The 19,158-nt window shown below is 64.2% G+C and carries 25 protein-coding genes; 7 read left to right on the top strand and 18 right to left on the bottom strand.

Translation table 11 applies throughout. From position 1 onward, the window contains the following. Positions 1–3 precede the first annotated feature (3 nt). Positions 4–1,494 (top strand): sensor histidine kinase, encoded by a 1,491-nt coding sequence (locus YUA_RS0101685; RefSeq protein WP_027529080.1) that lies wholly within the window; start codon positions 4–6, stop codon positions 1,492–1,494. On the opposite strand, the gene YUA_RS0101690 is transcribed toward YUA_RS0101685, so the two are convergent. Continuing rightward, entirely contained in the window at positions 1,491–1,742 is a 252-nt protein-coding gene (locus YUA_RS0101690) for a hypothetical protein (RefSeq protein ID WP_245285083.1), read from the bottom strand. The two genes, YUA_RS0101685 and YUA_RS0101690, sit on opposite strands and share 4 nt — an antisense overlap. Before the next feature lie 113 nt (positions 1,743–1,855). Between YUA_RS0101690 and YUA_RS0101695 the strand changes: the two genes are divergently transcribed. Continuing rightward, positions 1,856–2,125 (top strand): hypothetical protein, encoded by a 270-nt coding sequence (locus tag YUA_RS0101695; protein ID WP_027529082.1) that lies wholly within the window; start codon positions 1,856–1,858, stop codon positions 2,123–2,125. 97 nt (positions 2,126–2,222) lie between these two features. Further along, positions 2,223–2,462 (top strand): hypothetical protein, encoded by a 240-nt coding sequence (locus YUA_RS0101700; RefSeq protein WP_027529083.1) that lies wholly within the window; start codon positions 2,223–2,225, stop codon positions 2,460–2,462. 80 nt (positions 2,463–2,542) lie between these two features. Here YUA_RS0101700 and YUA_RS0101705 read toward each other — a convergent pair whose 3' ends face one another. Beyond that, the gene (locus YUA_RS0101705) at positions 2,543–2,743 is read right to left on the bottom strand and encodes a hypothetical protein (protein WP_027529084.1); all 201 of its coding nucleotides are present in this window, start codon (positions 2,741–2,743) and stop codon (positions 2,543–2,545) included. Between the two features lie 14 nt (positions 2,744–2,757). Here YUA_RS0101705 and YUA_RS50855 point away from each other — a divergent pair, with 14 nt between their 5' ends. Continuing rightward, on the top strand, positions 2,758–2,952 hold the full coding sequence (locus YUA_RS50855) for a hypothetical protein (protein WP_027529085.1): 195 nt from the start codon (positions 2,758–2,760) through the stop codon (positions 2,950–2,952). A 2-nt stretch (positions 2,953–2,954) separates the two neighbouring features. On the opposite strand, the gene YUA_RS51515 is transcribed toward YUA_RS50855, so the two are convergent. After that, positions 2,955–3,293: a hypothetical protein gene (locus YUA_RS51515; protein WP_245285085.1), complete on the bottom strand. Its 339-nt coding sequence runs from the start codon at positions 3,291–3,293 to the stop codon at positions 2,955–2,957. Between the two features lie 61 nt (positions 3,294–3,354). On the opposite strand from YUA_RS51515, the gene YUA_RS0101720 reads away from it, so the two are divergent. Both YUA_RS0101720 and YUA_RS0101725 read left to right on the top strand, forming a co-directional pair. Continuing rightward, entirely contained in the window at positions 3,355–3,549 is a 195-nt protein-coding gene (locus YUA_RS0101720) for a DUF3072 domain-containing protein (RefSeq protein ID WP_027529086.1), read from the top strand. A gap of 72 nt (positions 3,550–3,621) precedes the next feature. Next, complete coding sequence (locus YUA_RS0101725; RefSeq protein ID WP_027529087.1) at positions 3,622–3,897, top strand: DUF6496 domain-containing protein; 276 nt, start codon at positions 3,622–3,624, stop codon at positions 3,895–3,897. A 12-nt stretch (positions 3,898–3,909) separates the two neighbouring features. Here the strand turns inward: YUA_RS0101725 and YUA_RS0101730 are convergent, their stop codons facing one another. The 12 genes from YUA_RS0101730 to YUA_RS0101790 form a co-directional block, all read right to left on the bottom strand. Then, positions 3,910–4,272, bottom strand: coding sequence for a hypothetical protein (locus tag YUA_RS0101730; protein WP_027529088.1), 363 nt, complete (start codon positions 4,270–4,272; stop codon positions 3,910–3,912). Between the two features lie 275 nt (positions 4,273–4,547). Beyond that, entirely contained in the window at positions 4,548–6,089 is a 1,542-nt protein-coding gene (locus tag YUA_RS0101735; RefSeq protein ID WP_027529089.1) for a Do family serine endopeptidase, read from the bottom strand. Between the two features lie 180 nt (positions 6,090–6,269). Beyond that, positions 6,270–6,482, bottom strand: coding sequence for a hypothetical protein (locus tag YUA_RS0101740; protein ID WP_027529090.1), 213 nt, complete (start codon positions 6,480–6,482; stop codon positions 6,270–6,272). 176 nt (positions 6,483–6,658) lie between these two features. Further along, entirely contained in the window at positions 6,659–6,934 is a 276-nt protein-coding gene (locus YUA_RS47655; RefSeq protein ID WP_245285086.1) for an EAL domain-containing protein, read from the bottom strand. A 21-nt stretch (positions 6,935–6,955) separates the two neighbouring features. After that, entirely contained in the window at positions 6,956–7,693 is a 738-nt protein-coding gene (gene rpe, locus YUA_RS0101750) for a ribulose-phosphate 3-epimerase (protein ID WP_027529091.1), read from the bottom strand. Then, positions 7,690–8,622: a CbbX protein gene (cbbX, locus tag YUA_RS0101755; RefSeq protein WP_027529092.1), complete on the bottom strand. Its 933-nt coding sequence runs from the start codon at positions 8,620–8,622 to the stop codon at positions 7,690–7,692. The genes rpe and cbbX overlap by 4 nt, the downstream gene beginning before the upstream one ends. Before the next feature lie 98 nt (positions 8,623–8,720). Next, complete coding sequence (locus YUA_RS0101765; protein WP_027529093.1) at positions 8,721–9,128, bottom strand: ribulose bisphosphate carboxylase small subunit; 408 nt, start codon at positions 9,126–9,128, stop codon at positions 8,721–8,723. Positions 9,129–9,139: 11 nt separating this feature from the next. Then, the gene (locus tag YUA_RS0101770) at positions 9,140–10,600 is read right to left on the bottom strand and encodes a form I ribulose bisphosphate carboxylase large subunit (RefSeq protein WP_027529094.1); all 1,461 of its coding nucleotides are present in this window, start codon (positions 10,598–10,600) and stop codon (positions 9,140–9,142) included. Between the two features lie 31 nt (positions 10,601–10,631). Next, positions 10,632–11,717, bottom strand: a complete 1,086-nt coding sequence (gene fba, locus YUA_RS0101775) for a class II fructose-bisphosphate aldolase (protein ID WP_027529095.1) — start codon at positions 11,715–11,717, stop codon at positions 10,632–10,634. A 14-nt stretch (positions 11,718–11,731) separates the two neighbouring features. Then, the gene (tkt, locus tag YUA_RS0101780) at positions 11,732–13,753 is read right to left on the bottom strand and encodes a transketolase (protein WP_027529096.1); all 2,022 of its coding nucleotides are present in this window, start codon (positions 13,751–13,753) and stop codon (positions 11,732–11,734) included. A gap of 31 nt (positions 13,754–13,784) precedes the next feature. Continuing rightward, a complete protein-coding gene (locus YUA_RS0101785; protein WP_027529097.1) occupies positions 13,785–14,660 on the bottom strand; it encodes a phosphoribulokinase in 876 nt (291 codons plus the stop codon). A 12-nt stretch (positions 14,661–14,672) separates the two neighbouring features. Beyond that, a complete protein-coding gene (locus YUA_RS0101790) occupies positions 14,673–15,710 on the bottom strand; it encodes a class 1 fructose-bisphosphatase (protein WP_027529098.1) in 1,038 nt (345 codons plus the stop codon). Between the two features lie 119 nt (positions 15,711–15,829). Here YUA_RS0101790 and YUA_RS0101795 point away from each other — a divergent pair, with 119 nt between their 5' ends. Continuing rightward, positions 15,830–16,807: a LysR family transcriptional regulator gene (locus tag YUA_RS0101795; RefSeq protein WP_027529099.1), complete on the top strand. Its 978-nt coding sequence runs from the start codon at positions 15,830–15,832 to the stop codon at positions 16,805–16,807. 212 nt (positions 16,808–17,019) lie between these two features. Here the strand turns inward: YUA_RS0101795 and YUA_RS0101805 are convergent, their stop codons facing one another. The 3 genes from YUA_RS0101805 to YUA_RS0101815 all read right to left on the bottom strand — a co-directional run bounded on the left by YUA_RS0101805 (position 17,020) and on the right by YUA_RS0101815 (position 19,120). Beyond that, on the bottom strand, positions 17,020–17,229 hold the full coding sequence (locus tag YUA_RS0101805) for a hypothetical protein (protein WP_027529100.1): 210 nt from the start codon (positions 17,227–17,229) through the stop codon (positions 17,020–17,022). A gap of 137 nt (positions 17,230–17,366) precedes the next feature. After that, positions 17,367–17,786, bottom strand: coding sequence for a hypothetical protein (locus YUA_RS0101810; protein WP_027529101.1), 420 nt, complete (start codon positions 17,784–17,786; stop codon positions 17,367–17,369). Positions 17,787–17,926: 140 nt separating this feature from the next. Further along, positions 17,927–19,120 carry an MFS transporter gene (locus YUA_RS0101815; protein WP_027529102.1) on the bottom strand — a complete coding sequence of 398 codons (1,194 nt, stop codon included), beginning with the start codon at positions 19,118–19,120 and terminating at the stop codon, positions 17,927–17,929. Positions 19,121–19,158 lie beyond the last annotated feature (38 nt).

The raw sequence follows: 19,158 nt of genomic DNA on the forward strand, positions 1-19,158 counted from the left end.
AGAATGGACCACGAAAAGGTCAACATCCTCCTCGTCGACGACCAGCCCGCAAAGCTGCTCGCCTACGAGGTGATCTTGAAGGAACTCGGCGAGAACCTCGTGATCGCCTCGTCCGGCCGCGAGGCGCTGGAGGTGCTGCTCAAGACCGAGGTCGCGGTAATCCTGGTCGACGTCTGCATGCCCGAGCTCGACGGCTTCGAGCTCGCGGCGATGATCCGCGAGCATCCGCGCTTTCAGAAGACCGCGATGATCTTCATCTCGGCCATTCAGGTCAGCGACATCGACCGCCTGCGCGGCTACGAGATGGGTGCGGTGGACTACGTGCCAGTGCCTGTCATACCGGAAGTGCTGCGTGCCAAGGTCAAGGTGTTTGCCGAGCTTTATCGCAAGACGCGCGAGCTCGAACGGCTGAACCAGGACCTTGAGGACCGCGTGCGCGCCCGCACCGCCGAGCTGGAGAACTCCACCGCAAAACTGCGCGAGAGCGAGGAGCGGCGCAGCATGGCAATCGCCGCCGGCAAGATGGGATCATGGGACTGGGATTGGGTCAACGGCGACTGGATGTGGGACGAAGGCCAGTACCGCATTTTCGGCGTGACGCCGGAGACCTTCAATGTCACCTCGGCCAACGTCCAGGCGCTGCTGCACCCTGACGATGCCGACCGGTTCAGCCAGGCCGTCGCGGCGTTCAATACCGGCTCACGTGCCTATGAGGGCGAGTTTCGTATCAGCCGCCCCGACGGTGAAGTGCGTTGGTGCGTCGGCACGGCGGCCGCAACGGTGGACCCTGGCGGTCGCGTCGTACGAGTGAGCGGTGTCACCGTCGATATCACCGAACGCAAGCGCGCCGAGGAGCGGCAGAACCTGCTGGCGCGCGAAGTCGATCACCGCGCCAAGAATGCGCTGGCGCTGGCGCAGTCAATCGTGCGCCTCACCCGCGCCGACGAGGTCAAGGCTTACGTCAACGCCGTCGAGGGGCGCATCAATGCGCTCGCGCGCGTGCACACCATCCTGTCGCTGTCGAGCTGGCAGGGCGCCGAGCTCTCCAAGCTGATCGAGGAAGAGCTTGCACCCTATTCGCTCGGCGGACAGATCAAGCTTGTGGGTCCCGAGGTGCATTTGCTGCCGGCCACCGCGCAGACGCTGGCGCTGGCGCTGCACGAGCTCTTCACCAATTCGGCAAAATACGGTGCGCTCTCGACCCGGTCGGGGCGGCTCGCGATCGGCTGGCAGGCCGAGAACGATCTCCTCATCTTGACCTGGGAGGAGACAGGAGGGCCGTTGGTCAGAACGCCGAAATCGCGCGGCTTCGGAACGAGAAGCCTGCTGGCCAGCGTCGAATCCCAGCTTGGCGGACAGGCCCAGTTCGATTGGCGTTCAGAGGGCCTGTTGTGTCGTCTCGAGGTGCCGTTATCACGCAAGGGCGCGGCAACGTCGGCGACGCAGGACAAGTTCGAGGCCAGCTCTCCCGAACTCCAGCGCGCGTCGGGCTAGCGCGACGCAGTTGCCCTCAGTCGTGGCATCGGATGCGGTTCGTCGGCGACGCGCCCTTCGAGCCAGGCTTCGGTCTGCGCGAGATCCCGCAGTGCCGTCGCGTAGCGGCGGGCGGCGCTGCGCTCCGCACCGCGCGGCAGCTTGCGCGCCTTGCGCAACATGTCAGCCGCCGCATTGCGGTAAGCCAGCGAGCGATAGAGAAAGACCACCTTGCCCATATCGATTGTTCCCGTGTTGATGGCGTTCATTCTCGCAAAATCGGCATGAACGTCGGATGAAGCGGGTGATGACAATTCCTTCATGCGCGTTGGAACTTGCGATTAGGGGCGCGCGTTTGCATGCAAGATCGATCGGCAGTTCCATGCGCGCAAAAAAGTCGCCAAACAGGTCGCCAAGTCTGATCTCTCCCACCGGAATCATCAAACTGATGACACATGCGATGATGGGCGCGGCATTGGGTCTGACCTTCACGCTTGCGCTGATCCTGGCCAATCCTGCGGTCGCCGAATTGCTGAACCACGGCGGCCGTGCGGCAGCCTTCGTCTTTGTCGGCACGATGGTGACCACGTTTGCCATCGGTGCCGCGCTGACGGGCGTCGTGTTCATTCTCAACGAGGACAAGGAATCTTGAAGCGCGCGTGAAGCGCAATGCGACGTAATTGTTCGGAACTCTCGTGGCGAATGGCGGTTGGCAGCCTGCGTCAATTCAACTCAGGGAGTTCCCACGCATGAAGACGACCAAGCTCGCTCTCGCCGTGATGCTGGCCACCAGTCTGGCCGCCGCGCCGTTCGCCGCACAGGCCAAATCGCACAAGGCCAAACATGGATCGGCGACCTCGTCGTCGCAGACGACGGGCGCTAACATGAAGAAGACCGTTCCTCCCGACGCGTCCGGCCAGGGCGGTGCCGGCCCTGGCAGCGATCAGGGTGGCAGCATGACCAAGCCCCAGAGCGGAATGAGCAAGTAGGCGCGGGCTCACGGCATCAAGAAGCCCCGCGGCGCCGCGGGGCTTTTCGTTGCGTGTTCGCGGACCGCCGCTGCGCTGGCTCAGCGCCACATGGTCGGTGCGCGGGTCAGAGCATCCCGGCCGGCTCGCTTCAAATCCTCAAGCGAGCAACGATCCTCGCGCGCAGCTGCTCGCAATCGCGCGGCAACGCGCTCGCGCGTCGTCGTATCCCACGGAGGAATTTCAGCACAGACTTCATCGAGCACCGCCCGCAGCAGGGCGGCCATCTCGGCATCCGGCATGGACGAGCTCCGGCATGTCGCGTTGCGCGACCGCTTTAGCTGCGTCGGATGTCAGTGATGTTAAGGCGGCGACTTGCGGAGTCTATCTTCACGAGGTGGTCAAGCTGCGCCCGCTTGCGCGCGATCAGGAGCTGGGCCGCAGCATCGTCGAGGCCCTCACGCTGCAATTGCCGGATCGCAGAGCCCAATTCGAGGATCTCGGCGCGTAGTTTCAGAATCCGGTAGGTGTCCGGGTCTTCCTCCACCGCCTGCCTCCATCCGCCCCATTCGTGAACTTTCTCAGCGCCGCGACGCCGGCCGGCACGGTCTCATTCTTCAACAGACGAAGACGCACCCGGTACTGGATGTCGGGTAATACCTCGCCGCCGCCGGCAGCCTTCCATTCGCCGACCAGCAGATTGATCTGCCGGCGCAGATCCATCTGCGCCTGGGCCCGTTCGGTGCAGTCGCGATCGCGATTGACGAGATCGCGCACAGATGCCTCGACATTGGCCATTTCCAGCCTCAAGGCACTGATTTTACGTCGAATTTCATTAATTCTGTTGTCCATGACTTGTTAGAACAAAATAAGAACATATAGTCAAGTCACGAATGCAGACTGGAGAACGGACATGCAGGTTCAGGGTAAATACGACGCCAAGGCTTTTCTCATGGACCAGATGACCCGGGCGCAGGGGCTGCGGCTGAAGCGGCTGAGTGAGGAGGCCTACCAACCCGCACAATACAATCGAGATCTGTCCTCCGCCGAAGCCGCGCGCCGCATCCAGGTGCTGGAGGCCGAAATCGAGCTCGCGAACTCCTTCTGAGGCGCGCAGCCGGCGTCTTTGGAACGTTGCGTCAGCACTCCTGTTCTCTTCCAGGGCCAAGGGAGAGCGCTGATGGCACGGAAGGCAAAGAAGCGCCGCTACTCACGTAGCTCCGGCAGCGACGTCGAGCGCGAGATGCGGCGTTACAAGAAGGGTACTGCGAAGAGCGGGCGCGGTGGGCGCGTGAAGAGTCGCAAGCAGGCGATTGCGATCGGCCTCTCCGAGGCGCGCAAGAAGGGCAAGAAGGTGCCGAAGAAGGCCTCGAAGCGGAAGACGTCCAAGAAGAAGACAACCAAGAAGAAGACAACCAAGAAGAAGAGTTCGAAGCGCAAATCCGCCAAGCGGTGACGCTGACCGGCGTCAGGTCATGCTGCCAGGCATGAAGCAGCGAATCGAAACACCGAACGCCGTCTTGACCGGCCAGACGATGGTGCGGCCGGCGCGGTTTGGCTCGGTAATCACGGCTTCATCGGGAACCTCGACCCACTGCCCGTCGAGGCGGACCCGGTAGTGCCCATTGTGCGAGTCCCAATCTGGATCGGCCACGGCAACGCCATCGGCATCCGAACAGCACGGACCGAGATGGCTGCGCAGGCTGTCGAACCAGGGTTTTAGCGGCGAGTCGGTGAAGCGGCCGTCATCGCGCCCCATGGCACTTCCGGTCGACAGCACGAAAGGCGCCGCGAGCAGCGCAAGCTTCAGCGAGAGTTTCAATCGATCCATGTCGGCACCGATCAAATGCGAACCACCGGCCGGTTCCACAAAGCCGCCGGACGTCCGAAGTTCCACTCCTGCAATCTGCCTCGGCGCCGTCATTGCCGCCAAAGCACAACACGCGATTCCAAAGTCTGACGAGCGAACGCGGCTTTTTCGGACGAACCCGTCATCATTGCTGCCGTTAACGAGAATGTTATCGGCGGCCTGTGGCTATCTCGAAAGATACACACGAAAAAGGCGGCCCGCAGGCCGCCTTTTGGATTTGCCGTCGGGGCCGGGAGTCAGGCGAGCGGCACCGCGACGAACCGGGTCGCGTCCGCGTTCTTCACCTGCAGCAGCACGCTGTTCTTGCCGGACGATTTGGCTTGCGCCAACTCGGAGCGGACGTCGCCGACATTGGCGACCGCCTTGCCGCCGACATTGAGGATGACGTCGCCGGTCTGGATGCCGCGCTGCGCCGCCGGGCCCTGCGGGTCCACCTCGGTGACCACGACGCCCTTCTGGCCTGCGCCCTGGACGTCGCCGGCCGGCGCCAGGCTGAGGCCGAGGCGCGGCGTGCCGGGGGCCTGCTGCGTCTTGCCGTCGTCAGCCTTGCCGTTTCCTTGGGCCTGCCGCTCGTTCGGCAGCTCGCCGAGCGCCAGCGTCACCGTCTTGGTGTCGCCCTTATGGACGACATCGAGCTTCACGGACGTGCCCGGCGCCAGCGTGGCGATGGTGCGGGCGAGATCGCGGGAGTCCTTGATCGCGGTGCCGTTGACGGCCGTGATGACGTCGCCGGCCTCGATGCCGGCCTTCGCTGCCGGGCTGCCATCCTGCGGATTGTCGACGATTGCACCGCGCGCCGCCTTCAGGCCAAGGCTGTCGGCGATCTCCGCGGTCACCGGCTGCACCTGCACACCGAGCCAGCCGCGGGTGACAGCGCCCTTGTCCTTCAGCTGCGCGACCACGAGCTTCGCGGTCGAGGACGGAATATCGAAGCCGATGCCGACCGAGCCGCCCGATGGCGAGAAGATCGCGGTGTTCACGCCGATCACGTTGCCGTTCATGTCGAAGGCCGGACCGCCGGAATTGCCCTTGTTGATCGGCGCATCGATCTGGATGTAGTCGTCATAGGGGCCGTTTCCGATATCGCGGCCGCTGGCCGAGACGATACCGGCCGTCACGGTGCCGCCGAGGCCGAAGGGATTGCCGACCGCAACCACCCAGTCACCGATCCGTGGCTTCTGGTCGGAGAATTTCACGAACGGAAAATCCTTCTTGCCGTCGACCTTGATCAGCGCAAGATCGGTCTTCGGATCGGTGCCGACCACCTTCGCGGTGTAGATCGTGCCGTCGTCGGTCGTCACCTGCACCGACTCCGCATGGTCGACGACGTGGTTGTTGGTCACGGCATAGCCGTCGGCTGAGATGAAGAAGCCGGAGCCCTCGCCCGTGATCACCTGGTGACGCTGGCGCGGCATGCCGTTCATGCCGCCCGGGAAGCCGAATTGCCGCGAGAACTGGTCGAATGGAGAATCCTCGTCCGAATCCATCCGGTTCTGTTGCAGCATCGCGCTCTTGTCGTTGTCCTGGTCGATCTTCACCCGGACCGAGATAACGGCCGGCTTGACCTTGGCGACGAGATCGCCGAAGCCCGGCAGCGTCGCGGCGCTTTCAGCGGCCTGCGCAGGCGAAATCAGGGAGTTCACGCCGAACGGCGTCGAAGCGGGAGACGCAGCCAGCACGGCCACGCCAAGTGCGGCCACGGTGCCAAGCAGCGCAAGCCGGCGCGGCTTCAGGATTGTTCGGGTCTTGGTGGTGTCGGAATTGACGCGATCGATCATGTCGAAATGTCCATGTTGGGTAAGTCGCCTTCCACCCAACATGGACATCGTCACCTTACGACGTCCCGTCCGTCCGATTAAATCTTGGCAAAGTAACTGCGGCCGGCGGCCGCAGTTCTAGTTCTCTCAAGTGACGCCGGAGCCTCGCAAGCAATCTCGTGAAGAATTGCAGACAGCCCCTCACGCTGCGGCGGGTCGCTCCCACGCCGCGGCTGCGATGGCGTCGTCTTCGCGTTGTGCATTGCACGCATCGAAATGCGCCTTCAACGCAACCTCAGCGAGATATTCGAAATGTTCGGCCTGGCCGAGCAGCTGCCAGTTCTGGAGCGGCCGATAGGCCGCCTGCTGGCGACAGAGGGACGCCAGGGCGCGGTAGCGACGTACGTTCTCCATGAGACCCTCCCTCGCATTCACACAGGGCTTATTGTCCTGATTTGCGTCAGGCCGATGGCGATTGTGCAAAACATTTTCTTGCGCCCACAGCCGGCTTAACCTGGGTTAACTTTCAGGAAACCCGCAGGCGCACATTGGTTCCTATAGGCGAACCCCAATTGGAACTAGCGATCGGTTTAGGCGTAGCGGCGGTGTTCGACGTTGATGCCGATCAAACCGCAATACTGTTCGATTGGTTCGGGCCGCCCGGTGAGATAACCCTGCATCTTCTCGCAGGCCTCTTGCACCAGGAAGGCACGCCGCGCCTCCGTCTCCACTCCTCCCGCAACGACCGGAATGTGCAGGGCGTGTGCAAGGCTGCGGACCGCACGGACGATCTCCGCCGATTGCGGTGTCGCCTCAAGGTTGGAGATACGATCAATTCTCCGTAGGACGCCGGAGGTAAGGCGCACACGCGCGGCGATCTCCGTAGTCTACCGGATGAGCGCACTCTCGCCGGCTCGCATCGGCTGCGCGGAACTTTCCTGCAACTTTGGACGTCGACCGGCCTCCGCAGCAACGCGAATGGCCGCGATGTTAGCGGCATAATCGGCGCCGCTGATGCCGCGGAACACTGCGGAACCCGCGACCAGCGTATCGGCGCCCGCAGCCGCAACGACGGCGGCATTGTCGCGCGTGACACCGCCATCGACCTCGAGCCGGATCGGCCGCTCGCCAATCATGCTTCGAATCCGCCTGATCTTCCCGAGCTGGGATTCGAGAAAGGACTGGCCGCCGAAGCCCGGGTTGACCGTCATCACCAGCACCAGGTCGAGACGATCAAGCACATATTCGATCGCGCTCTCGGAAGTCGATGGGCAAAGGCTGACACCGGCCTTCTTGCCCAGCGCGCGGATCGCCTGGAGCGAGCGATCGAGATGCGGCCCCGCCTCGGCATGAACAGTGATGACGTCGGCGCCTGCCTTCGCGAAGGCCTCCAGATACGGATCAGTCGGCGTGATCATCAGATGCACGTCAAAGACCTTCTTCGTCACAGGCCGGATCGCCTTGATGACGTCTGCGCCAAAACTGATGTTCGGCACGAAGTGGCCGTCCATGACGTCGCAATGGATCCAGTCGGCGCCGGCCGCATCGATCGCTGCGATCTCCTCGCCGAGGCGCGCGAAATCTGCAGCCAGGATCGAGGGCGCGATGGTGATCTCTTTGTTCATGGCTTGGAACTCCGCACATCGGCGCCACCGTTGAAGACGCGACTCGCCAGCACGTCAGCGGGATCGATGGTTTCGAGATCGGCGACGTCGAGCATGCGGTCGAGATCCGACACCAGGCGGTCGGCTTGCCGCAGGCGGATGCGATCGACCGCGTTGCGGACCGAGCGCGCGTTGGAGAAGAACGGCTGGGTTCTTCGCAGCGCGATGTACTTCTCGAACGCCTCGCGCGCCATCGTCGAGAAACGGTAGCCGCGCTCCTTCAACATCGATTCGGCAATCACCAGCAGCTCTGCTTCCGCATAGTCCGGGAAATCGATGTGGTGGGCGATGCGCGAGCGGAAGCCGGGATTGGAGGCGAAGAAGTTCGTCATCCGTTCGCCATAGCCGGCGAGGATTACGACCAAGTCCTCGCGCTGGTTCTCCATCACTTGCAACAGGATCTCGATCGCCTCCTGGCCGTAGTCGCGCTCGTTGTCGGGCCGGTGCAGATAATAAGCTTCGTCGATGAAGAGAACGCCGCCCATCGCCTTCTTCAGGATCTCCTTGGTCTTCGGTGCTGTGTGGCCGATATATTGCCCGACGAGATCATCGCGCGTCACCGAGATGACTTGCCCGCGCCGCACGAAGCCGAGCCCGTGCAGGATTTTTGCCATGCGCAGCGCCACGGTGGTCTTGCCGGTGCCGGGATTTCCGGTGAACGACATATGCAGCGTCGGTGGCGCAGACGCCAGGCCGGCACGCTGCCGGATACGCTCGATCAGCAGGAGCGACGCGATCTGGCGTACGCGGCTCTTGACCGGCCGCAGCCCAATCAGTTCCTGCTCGAGCTGTTGCAGCGTATCGGTGATCCCGGCCGCTTCGGCCTCCCTGCGGAGATCGAAGCTGGTCTCGTTGGGCTCGGTTGTCGTCGCGTGGGGAACGTCGAGCATCGGCACCTCGAAGAAAAGAGCTTCGCCGCGGGGGGAGCGGCGAAGCAGTGGTCCGCCAAGGATACGGAGCAGGGAGTGCTCCGCGCGGAGACGAATGGCTATTGCCGGGCGTGAGTGACCACCTTGCGAACAGTGCTGTACCGGATCGCGCGGCCACCAACCTCCTGCCGCACCAGCTCGAACTCGGCCTCTTGCGGCGGGCGGTTGACCAGGAAGGAGATCCGCACCGATTCCCAGCCGTGGCTGGAATCGAAGCCGCTCACACGGATGTAGCGGTCGCCATAGACCCGGCGGCACTCCGCGAGCTCCATCATCACGCCGGCGGCGTCCTGGAGATCGAACATCGGCAGGCCCCACATCTCCCAATAGGTGTTGCGGGGATGCGGATCGTCGGTGAACTCGATATTCACCGCCCAGCCGTTGGTCAGGCAATATTGCACCTGCTTAGCGATCTGATCGTCGGTCAGGTCGGGCAGGAACGAGAAGCAGCCCTGGGTCAGTTTCATGTCGCGTCTCCTCAAACGGTTTCGAGCGCGGTCGGCACGAAGTCCGGCGTGTCAGTGGATTGATAGTTGAAAGTGACGTCCTTCCAGACCTCGAGCGCAGCCTTCAGCGGCGTGCAGGTCTCGGCTGCTCTGGCCAGGATCTCCGGGCCTTCATGCACATAGTCGCGGCCCTCGTTGCGGGCGAGGATCATCGCTTCCAGCGCCACGCGGTTGGCGATCGCGCCGGCAGCTATGCCCATGGGATGGCCGATGGTGCCGCCGCCGAATTGCAGCACGACGTCCTCGCCGAGGAGATCGAGCAGCTGGTGCATCTGGCCGGCATGGATGCCGCCGGAGGCGACCGGCATCATTTTGTTCAGGCTCGCCCAGGACTGGTCGAAGAACAGGCCATGCTCGAGCTTGGTCGGGTTGAAGTCCTCGCGGCAGACGTCGTAATAGCCGCGCGTGGTGTTGGGATCGCCTTCGAGCTTGCCGACGACCGTGCCGGCATGGATATGATCGACGCCGGCGAGGCGCATCCATTTGGCGATGACGCGGAACGACACGCCGTGGCTCTTCTGCCGCGTATAGGTCGAGTGCCCGGCGCGGTGCAGATGCAGGATCATGTCGTTGCGGCGCGCCCATTTCGCCATGGACTGGATCGCGGTGTAACCGATCACGAGGTCGATCATGACGATGCACGACCCGAGCTCCTTCGCAAACTCTGCGCGCTCATACATGTCCTCCATCGTGCCTGCGGTGATGTTCAGGTACGTGCCCTTCACCTCACCCGAGGCTGCCTGCGCCCGGTTCACCGCCTCCATGCAATAGAGGAAGCGGTCGCGCCAGTGCATGAAGGGCTGCGAGTTGATGTTCTCGTCGTCCTTGGTGAAGTCGAGCCCGCCCTTCAGCGCCTCGTAGACCACGCGGCCGTAGTTGCGGCCCGAAAGTCCGAGCTTCGGTTTGACCGTTGCGCCGAGCAGCGGCCGGCCGAACTTATCGAGCCGCTCGCGCTCGACCACTATGCCGGTCGCCGGACCCTGAAATGTCTTCACATAGGCGACCGGGAAGCGCATGTCCTCCAGACGCAGCGCCTTCAGCGGCTTGAAGCCGAACACGTTGCCGATGATCGAGGCCGAGAGGTTCGCGATCGAACCCGGCTCGAACAGATCGAGGTCATAGGCGATGTAAGCGAAATACGAGCCAGGCGTGCCTGGTACCGGATCGACGCGATAGCACTTTGCGCGATACTTCTCGGCGGCGGTCAGGCGATCGGTCCACACCACCGTCCAGGTTGCCGTCGAGGATTCGCCGGCGACGGCCGCCGACGCCTCGATCGGGTCGACGCCTTCCTGCGGCGTGACGCGGAACAGCGCGATGACGTCGGTGTCCTTCGGCGTGTACTCGGGCTCCCAATAGCCCATGCGCTTGTATTCCATCACGCCCGATCGATAGCGTTCCTTGCCGCGGACGGTTCCTGCATGTGCATTCATGGCTCTCTCCTGCTCTTCTCTCTCTGAATGATTAGGCGGCAACCGGCTCGCGGGCGCCGACACTCGGGTCGAGTTCGCCTGCGCGATAGCGTCGCGCCATCTCGCTCAACGGAATGACCTTGATCTTGCTGGCGTGGCCGGCGGTGCCGAACTGCTCGAAGCGGTCGCGGCAAAGGTCGCGCATCGCGTCCGTCGCAGGCTTGAGGAATTTGCGCGGATCGAATTCGGAGCGCGCTTGCGCCGCGACCTTGCGGAACACGGCGGTCATCGCCAGCCGGCAATCCGTGTCGATATTGACCTTGCGCACGCCGCTCTTGATGCCGCGCACGATTTCTTCGACCGGCACGCCCCAGGTCTGCGGCATCTCGCCGCCGAACTGATTGAACATGTCCTGCAGCGGCTGCGGCACCGAGGAGGAGCCGTGCATCACCAGATGCGTGTTCGGCAGCCGGTGGTGGATCTCCTCGACCACCCGCATCGCCAGGATGTCGCCATCAGGCTTGCGGCTGAACTTGTAGGCGCCATGCGAGGTGCCCATCGCGATCGCCAGCGCATCGACCTTGGTAGCGCGGACGAAGTCGACGGCCTGGTCGGGATCTGTCAGCAACTGGTCGTGGCTGACCTTGCCTTCGACGCCGTGGCCGTCCTCCTGCTCGCCGCCGCCGTGCTCCAGCGAGCCGAGCACACCGAGCTCCCCTTCAACGGAGGCGCCGACCCAATGCGCGAGATCGACGACGCGGCGGGTGATCGCGACATTGTAGTCGTAGTCAGCCGCCGTCTTGGCATCGGCCTTGAGCGAGCCGTCCATCATCACGGAGGTGAAGCCATGGGCGATGGCCGACGCACAGGTTGCCTCGTCATTGCCGTGGTCCTGGTGCATGCAGAGCGGAATGTCGGGATAGGTCCGCTCCAGCGCGTCGATCATGTGCGAGAGCATGAGGTCGCCGGCATAGCTGCGGGCGCCACGCGAGGCTTGGATGATGACGGGCGCGTCGACCTCGGCGGCCGCCTGCATGATCGCGATGCCCTGCTCCATGTTGTTGATGTTGAACGCCGGCACCGCGTAGCCGTGGCTGGCGGCATGATCGAGCAGTTGGCGAAGGGTGATACGGGCCACGACAAGTCCTCCTGTTATTGCTTACGAGTGCGGGCGATCGCCCGCCGGGCAGCTTCGGCAATGCCTTGCGGCGTGATGCCGAATTCGCGGTAGAGCACGGGCGCCGGTGCCGAGGCGCCGAAGCCGCGCATGCCGACGAACTCGCCCTCAGCGCCGATCCAGCGATGCCAATTGCCGGCGACGGCGGCCTCGACGCCGACACGCGGCGCGGTGCCGAGAACAGCGGCGCGATAATCGTCCGGTTGTTCTTCGAACAGGGCGAAGCAGGGTGCGGACACGACGGCGGCGCGGACATGCTCTGTTGCAAGCAGGCGGGCGGCTTCCAGCGCGATCGACACTTCCGAGCCGGTCGCCATCAGCGTGACGTCGCGCCCCCCGTCGGGCGAGACGATGAGATAGGCGCCGCGCGCGACGCGATTTCTGCCACGCACATCGCTGCGGAAGGTCGGCAGCGCCTGGCGCGACAGGCACAACACGGAGGGACGGTCCTCCGCCTCGAGCGCGCAATCCCAGGCTTCCAGCGTCTCGACCGCGTCTGCGGGACGGAACACCAGCAGGTTCGGAATGACGCGGAGCGCGGCGAGATGCTCGACCGGCTGATGCGTCGGACCATCCTCGCCGAGGCCGATGGAGTCATGCGTCATCACATGGATGACGCGTAGCCGCATCAGGGCCGCAAGGCGGATCGCCGGCCTGCTGTAGTCGGAGAAGGCAAGGAACGTGCCCCCATAGGGAACGAATCCGCCATGCAGCGCGAGGCCGTTCATCGCGGCAGCCATGCCGTGCTCGCGGATGCCATAGTGGATGTAATCGCCGGCGAACGCGCCGCGCTTGACCGGCGCCTGCACCTTGGCATGCGTCAGGTTCGAATGCGTCAGGTCCGCCGAGCCGCCGACAAATCCAGGAATGGTTCCCGCGATGGTGTCGAGCACCTGTTGCGAGGCCTGCCGCGTCGCGAGCTTTGGACGCTCGGTCGCAAAGCGCTCGCGCAATTTCGCCGAGGCCCGGGCATAGGCGTTCGGCAGGGCAACCGCTTTGCCCTCGATGAACTGGTCGCGCACCTCAGGCGTCGCATCTTCGTAGCGATCGAGCCAAGCGAGACGATCCACCTGCCCGCGCTGGCCGATCATCCGCCACGCCTTCATGATCGTGACAGGCACCACGAATGGCTGATAATCCCAGCCGAGCGTCCGCCGCGCTGCCGTGGCCTGCTCGGCGCCGAGCGGCGCGCCATGCGCCTTCTCGGTGCCCTGCCGGTCCGGCGCGCCATAGCCGATGATGGTGCGGCAGGCGATCAGCGACGGTTTTGCGGTTTCGCGCTCCTCCGCGATCGCCTGCGCGATTGCCTCGGGATCGTGCCCGTCGACGCGGCGCACCGACCAGCCGGATGCAGCGAAGCGCGCCAGCTGGTCATCCGAGGTTGCGAGCGAGGTCGGCCCGTCGATCGAAATGCCGTTGTCGTCGAACAGCACGATCAGGCGGCCGAGCTGGAGATGGCCGGCGAGCGAGATCGCCTCCTGGCTGATGCCTTCCATCAGGCAGCCGTCGCCGGCGATCACATAGGTGAAGTGATCGACGAGGCCATCGCCATGCCGTGCATTGGCCATGCGCTCGGCGAGCGCCATGCCGACCGCCGTGGCGATCCCCTGCCCCAACGGTCCCGTCGTGGTCTCGACACCCGGCGTGTGGCCATATTCTGGATGCCCCGGCGTTTTCGAGCCCCATTGCCGGAACGCCTTGATGTCGTCGAGGCTGACATCGCCGCCAGTGAGATGCAGCAGCGCATAGAGCAGCATCGAGCCGTGGCCGGCTGAGAGCACGAAGCGGTCGCGGTCCGGCCAGTTCGGATGCGCCGAGTCGAATTTGAGGAAGCGCGAGAACAGCACGGTCGCGACATCGGCCATGCCCATGGGCAGACCGGGATGGCCGGACTGGGACGTCTCGATCGCGTCGACCGCTAGGAAGCGGACGGCATTGGCGAGGTCGCTGTGCCCGACTGCCGTGAGGTCGGCGTCGGCATGAACCGAGATGTTCATCAAACCCTCCCGTTGTTGTCGTTGTTGTGGATCATTTCAGGCCCCGCTTGCGTTCGATCAGCTGCATGATCAGCGGCGTCAGGATGAGCTGCATCGCGAGGTCAAGCTTCGCGCCCGGACACACGATCGAGTTCGCGCGGGACATCCAGCTGTGCGGCAGCATCGAGAGCAGATAGGGGAAATCGATGCCGCGCGGATTCTTGAAGCGGATCACGACCATCGATTCGTCCGGAGTCGGGATCCAGCGCGCGATGAACGGATTGGATGTGTCTACCGTCGGCACGCGCTGGAAGTTGATGTCCGTCTCGGTGAATTGCGGGCAGATATAGTGGATGTAATCCGGCATCCGCCGCAGGATGGTGTCGGTGACGGCCTCGGTCGAATAGCCGCGCGCGCTGCGGTCGCGATGCAGCTTCTGGATCCATTCGAGATTGATCACGGGCACGACGCCGATCTTGAGGTCGGCATAGCGCGCGACATTCACCCTGTCGGTGACCACAGCGCCATGCAGGCCTTCGTAGAACAGCAGGTCGGAATTCTCCGGCAGCCGCTCCCATTCGGTGAAAGTGCCGGGCGCGGCACCGTGCAGTGCGGATTCCTCGGCGTCGTGTACATAGTGCCGCGTCGTCGCCGTCCCAGTCTCGCCATAGTCGCGGAAGGCCCGCTCCAGCTCCTCAAACAGATTGGTCTCGGGGCTGAAATGGCTGAAATGCTTGTTGCCGCGTTCGGCCTCCGTGGCCATCTGCGCGCGCATCTCGGCGCGGTCGTAACGATGGAAGGCATCGCCCTCGATGTAGGCGGCGTTGACCTTCTCGCGGAAGAATATCTGTTCAAAGGTCTTCTTGACCGACGTCGTACCCGCGCCGGAGGAGCCGGTGATGGAGATGATCGGATGCTTTCTGGACATGGGTCACCTCGCTCACAACCGGAAGAAGCCGCGCCGCGCGAACAGCGGCGCGGAGACACTCGCAACCAGCAGCGGATCGCAGTGCAGTTCGGCAACACGCCGCACCTCGTTGCTGGAGCCCATGACCAGCGGCACGCGCTGGTGCAGGTTTTGCGCTGAGAGATCGAGGATGCGCTCGCTTCCAGTCGAGGCCGAGCCGCCGGCCTGCTCGATGATCATCGCCATCGGGTGCGCTTCGTAGACGAGGCGCAGACGGCCGTCGCCATAGCCGGGCCGCGCGTCGGAGGGATAGAGGAACACGCCGCCGCGGGTCAGAATGCGATAGGCCTCCGCGACCAACGAGCCGATCCAGCGCATGTTGAAATTGTGGTTGGCAGGCCCGTCGACGCCGGCGAGACATTCGTCGATGAAGGCGCGCACCGGCGAATCCCAATGGCGGCGGTTGGAGATGTTGATCGCGAACTCCTCGCACGCCTCGGAAATCTGCACGGCGCTGCGCGCCAGACGGAAGCAGCCGGCCTTGCGATCGAGGGTGAAGATGTCGACGCCGTCGCCCAGCGTCAGCACCAGCGCGGTCTGGGGACCGTATGTGATGAAGCCCGCCGCGAGTTGCGCCGCCCCGCGCTGATGGAAGGCGAGACCGAGATCGTCCGGCGCTGGCAGGATCGAGAAGATCGTGCCGACGGTCATGTTGAGATCGATGTTGGAGGAACCGTCGAGCGGATCGATCGCGACGCAGATCTTGGCCTCGCGGTCTCCGAATTGCGGCTCGCGCATCTCTTCGGACGCCAGCGCAGCGATCGGCAACTTACTGAGGCAGCGGCGCAGGATCGCATCCGCCTGCACATCGAGGTCGCGCTGGACGTCGCCGTCGGTGTTGCGGCCGGTGGTCAGGCCGGAGGCGACCGCGAGATCGCCGGTGGCGATGAGGTCGGCGATCTCGATCGCAGCCGCCGCGATGGCGTCGACTGCGGCCGCCACGGCCAGCGCATGCGGCGCCGTCTCGGAATACCGTTGAAGGTGGTCGTCCAGCCTGAGTTGCCCGATCATCTGCGTCCATCCCCTTGTGGGCGCCGCATCCAGTTCCCTCGCCTCTGGAGGTCGGTGCGGTCGGTCCCAGCACGAGGAGATTGACAGGGCCGGCTTAATAAGGAAAATTTCTATTCATAATGAGCGCCAAAGAATTTTCTTATAAAGGCCCCGGCCATGCGGTGACCCAGCTCCGGCATCTGACGATCCGGCAGTTGCGCTCGCTTGCGGCGCTGTCGGCCAAGGGCAGCGTCACCGCGGCCTCGACCCAGCTTGGGCTGACCCAGCCGGCCGTGACGCAGCAGCTCCGGCAGCTTCAGGACCTCGCCGGCCTGCCGCTGGTGCAGCGGACTGGCGACGGCATGCTGCTGACGGAAGCAGGCCGCGAAGTGCTGGCGCTCGCGGAACGCGTCGAAGCCGCGATCACGGACTGCCAGGGCGCGCTTGACCTGCTTGCGGGCAGGACTGGCGGCACGGTGCATCTCGGCGCGGTCTCGACCGCGAAATATTTCGTGCCGCACGCGATCGCGGCATTTTCCAAGCGCTCGCCGAAAATCGAGATCAAGCTCACCATCGGCAACCGCGAGGAGATCCGCGAGGCCATGCATGGCTACGAGCTCGATTTCGCCGTGATGGGTCGGCCGCCGGCCGACGTCAGCGTCGATGTCCGCCAGCTCGGGCGCAATCCGCACATCATCGTCGCGCGCAAGGGACACTGGCTGGAGAAGGATTCAGGCCTCAGCCTGACCGATCTCGTGCACGAGACTTTCCTCACCCGCGAGGCGGGTTCGGGCACGCGCACGCTGATGGAGGGGATGTTCCAGAAGTCCGATCTCGAACCGATCATCGGCATGGAGATGAGCAGCAACGAGACGATCAAGCAGGCGGTGATCGCAGGTCTCGGCATCGCCTTCATCTCGGCGCACACGGTGGCGCATGAGCTCGCCGAGGGCCGCCTCATCGTGCTCGACGTCGCGGGCCTGCCCATCGTCCGGCAATGGTACGTGATCCGCCGCAGCGACAAGGTACTGCTGCCGCCGGCGCAGGCGATGTTCGATTTTTTGGGATCAGAAGGCTCGAACTATCTGCCCGAAGTGCCCGATTTCGGCGAGCGGTAGCGCGCCGGCGCTCAGGCCATCAGCTTCATCGCGACCGTCGCCGCCAGAATGATGATGATCTGGAGCAGGCGCTCTGTCGTGAAGATGCGGTTGAAGGTGGTCATCGCTCGCCCCGGCCATCGTGAGAGATCTGTACGGATTGCTAGCACACGCAGGCAGCGGGGCAACTCCGTAGTCGTCACGGGTTCTGTTCGCGAGCGGATGGTTATCAATCAGGCAGCGCGCGGGGCGGCGTAATCGGCGCGCGCAGCGAAATAGGCTTCCAGTTCCGACAGTGCGCGGGCTTCCCACTCGCTGGCCTGCTCCAGCAGCGACCAGCGCTGGCCGGGCCGAAACGCCGCGGTCTGGCGATAGAGCGATGCGATGCCGCGGTAGCGGCGCACGTTCTCAAAAATGGCATGCCCGTTGATTTGGCCGTTCATGTCGAAATCTCCCTCGTATTCCCGCGGGAGAAATTGCGGCCAAATCTTTTTTGAAAAGTTAGCGGCGCGACCCAGCTGCGCGGATGGTTGCCAGACTGTTGCGCGGGCGCAACGCGCACACTCGCTGCAGCACCTGTTTATTGCGAATTCGTTGCCGTGCTCTCGCCCGACGATTTCAATCCGCCGCTTCTGTTGATGGTCACGGTCGCGCGGCAGAGATCGGCAAGGCCGATCAGGAGCAGGGAGAGCAGGCAGAACAAATTGATGGAATCGGCGTTCGCACTGGACAGCGGCGTGAACTCGAAGAAGGGCGGCATGAACGCCCACCATACCACCGGAATGGTGAGCAGCGCGGCGAACAGCGCCGCCGGTGCGCCTGCGACAACGCCGAGCGCGAACAGGCTCGGCAGGAACGCCGCGAAATAGAGCTTTGCACCGAGCGCGACGCAGGCGCCTTGAAGCGCAGCCGACGCTGCGACGACGACAAATCCGAGCAGAAACGCCTGCCACGACCATGGCCGTACTCGCGGTACGCCAACCAGTCCCGCACGCCTCATAGGGCCTCCCCTGCCGCCGTTAACCAGGCCGCTTGCGACCAAAGTACTACAGCTGCAGGGAATCCGCGAGGTGGAAATTGCTCCCTCCAGGCCGCCCGATTCGCGGCTTGGTAAACAGGCAGCGGCACACAATCGTACCGCTATTCGGTGACCGCATAGAGCAGGCTCGCGACCGGCAGCGCAAGGCCAATGGCCGAGGCCAGCGTCCAGCCGCCTTGCGCGAAGGCCCAGGTGCCGAGCGCGGATCCGGCGGCACCGGCGGCGAAGAACGTCGCCATATAGAGGCCGTTCAGGCGGCTGCGGTGCTCGTGCCCGAGCACGAAGATGGCGCGGAAGCCCAGCACGACATTGCCCTGCACTCCGAAATCGATCGCGATCGCGGCCACCATGAGGCAGGCGAGGTTGAGCATCGATCCGGCCGCGCCGAGATGCGTCACCAGGAAGCCCACCGCGACGAACAGCATCGCGGCCAACGTGGCGATGCGGCTGTGGCCGCGATCAGCGAGCCGTCCTGCGATCGGCGCCGCGAACACGCCGGACACGCCGGCGAGCGCGAACAGGGCGATGCCGCGCTGGGTGAAGCCGAATTGGCTCGCAAGCTGAAGCGGCACCACCGTCCAGAACAACGTGAAGGCGCCGAACAGGCCGGCCTGGTAGAGCGCGCGCCGCCGCAACAGCGGCGTGGCGCGCACCAGATGCGGCATCGACAGCAGCAGCGCGCCGTAATGCATGCGTGCCACCGGCTTGCGCTTCGGTAGCGTGAGACGCAGCACGATCGCGAGTACGATCATCAACGCCGCCGAGCAGAAGAACACCGCATGCCACGACAGCGCCGCGGTGACGAAGCTCGAGGCCGGTCGCGCCAGCATGATGCCGAGCATCAATCCGGTCGAGACATTGCCGACGACGCGGCCACGAATGGCTTCCGGCGCCAGATGTGCGGCATAGGGAATGATAATCTGCACCGCGACCGAGCCGAGGCCGATGAACAGCGCGGCAATCAGGAACGGCAGCGCATGGGTTGCAAACGCAGCGGCGAGCAGCGACGCCGCGCCGAGCGTGATCACGGTGCAGATCAACGTGCGGTTCTCGACGAGATCGCCGAGCGGCACGATGAACAGCAACCCCGTGCCGTAGCCGATCTGCGTCATGGTCACGATCAGGCCGGCCGCCGCATGCGACAGGCCGAGCGCGGCGCTGATCGGGGCGATCAGCGGCTGGGCATAATAAATGTTGGCGGCGACCATGCCACAGGCCGCGGCAAGCACGAAGGTCAGTCGTTGCGACACCGCATCCGTCTCCGGCGCGGTCTCGATCGTGGCATTCATCGTCATTCCAAACTCTCCAACACGTCAAAGTCCTCCAGATATAG

Origin of the sequence: Bradyrhizobium sp. WSM3983 (genome assembly GCF_000473045.1) — a bacterium.
Classification (GTDB): Bacteria; Pseudomonadota; Alphaproteobacteria; order Rhizobiales; family Xanthobacteraceae; genus Bradyrhizobium.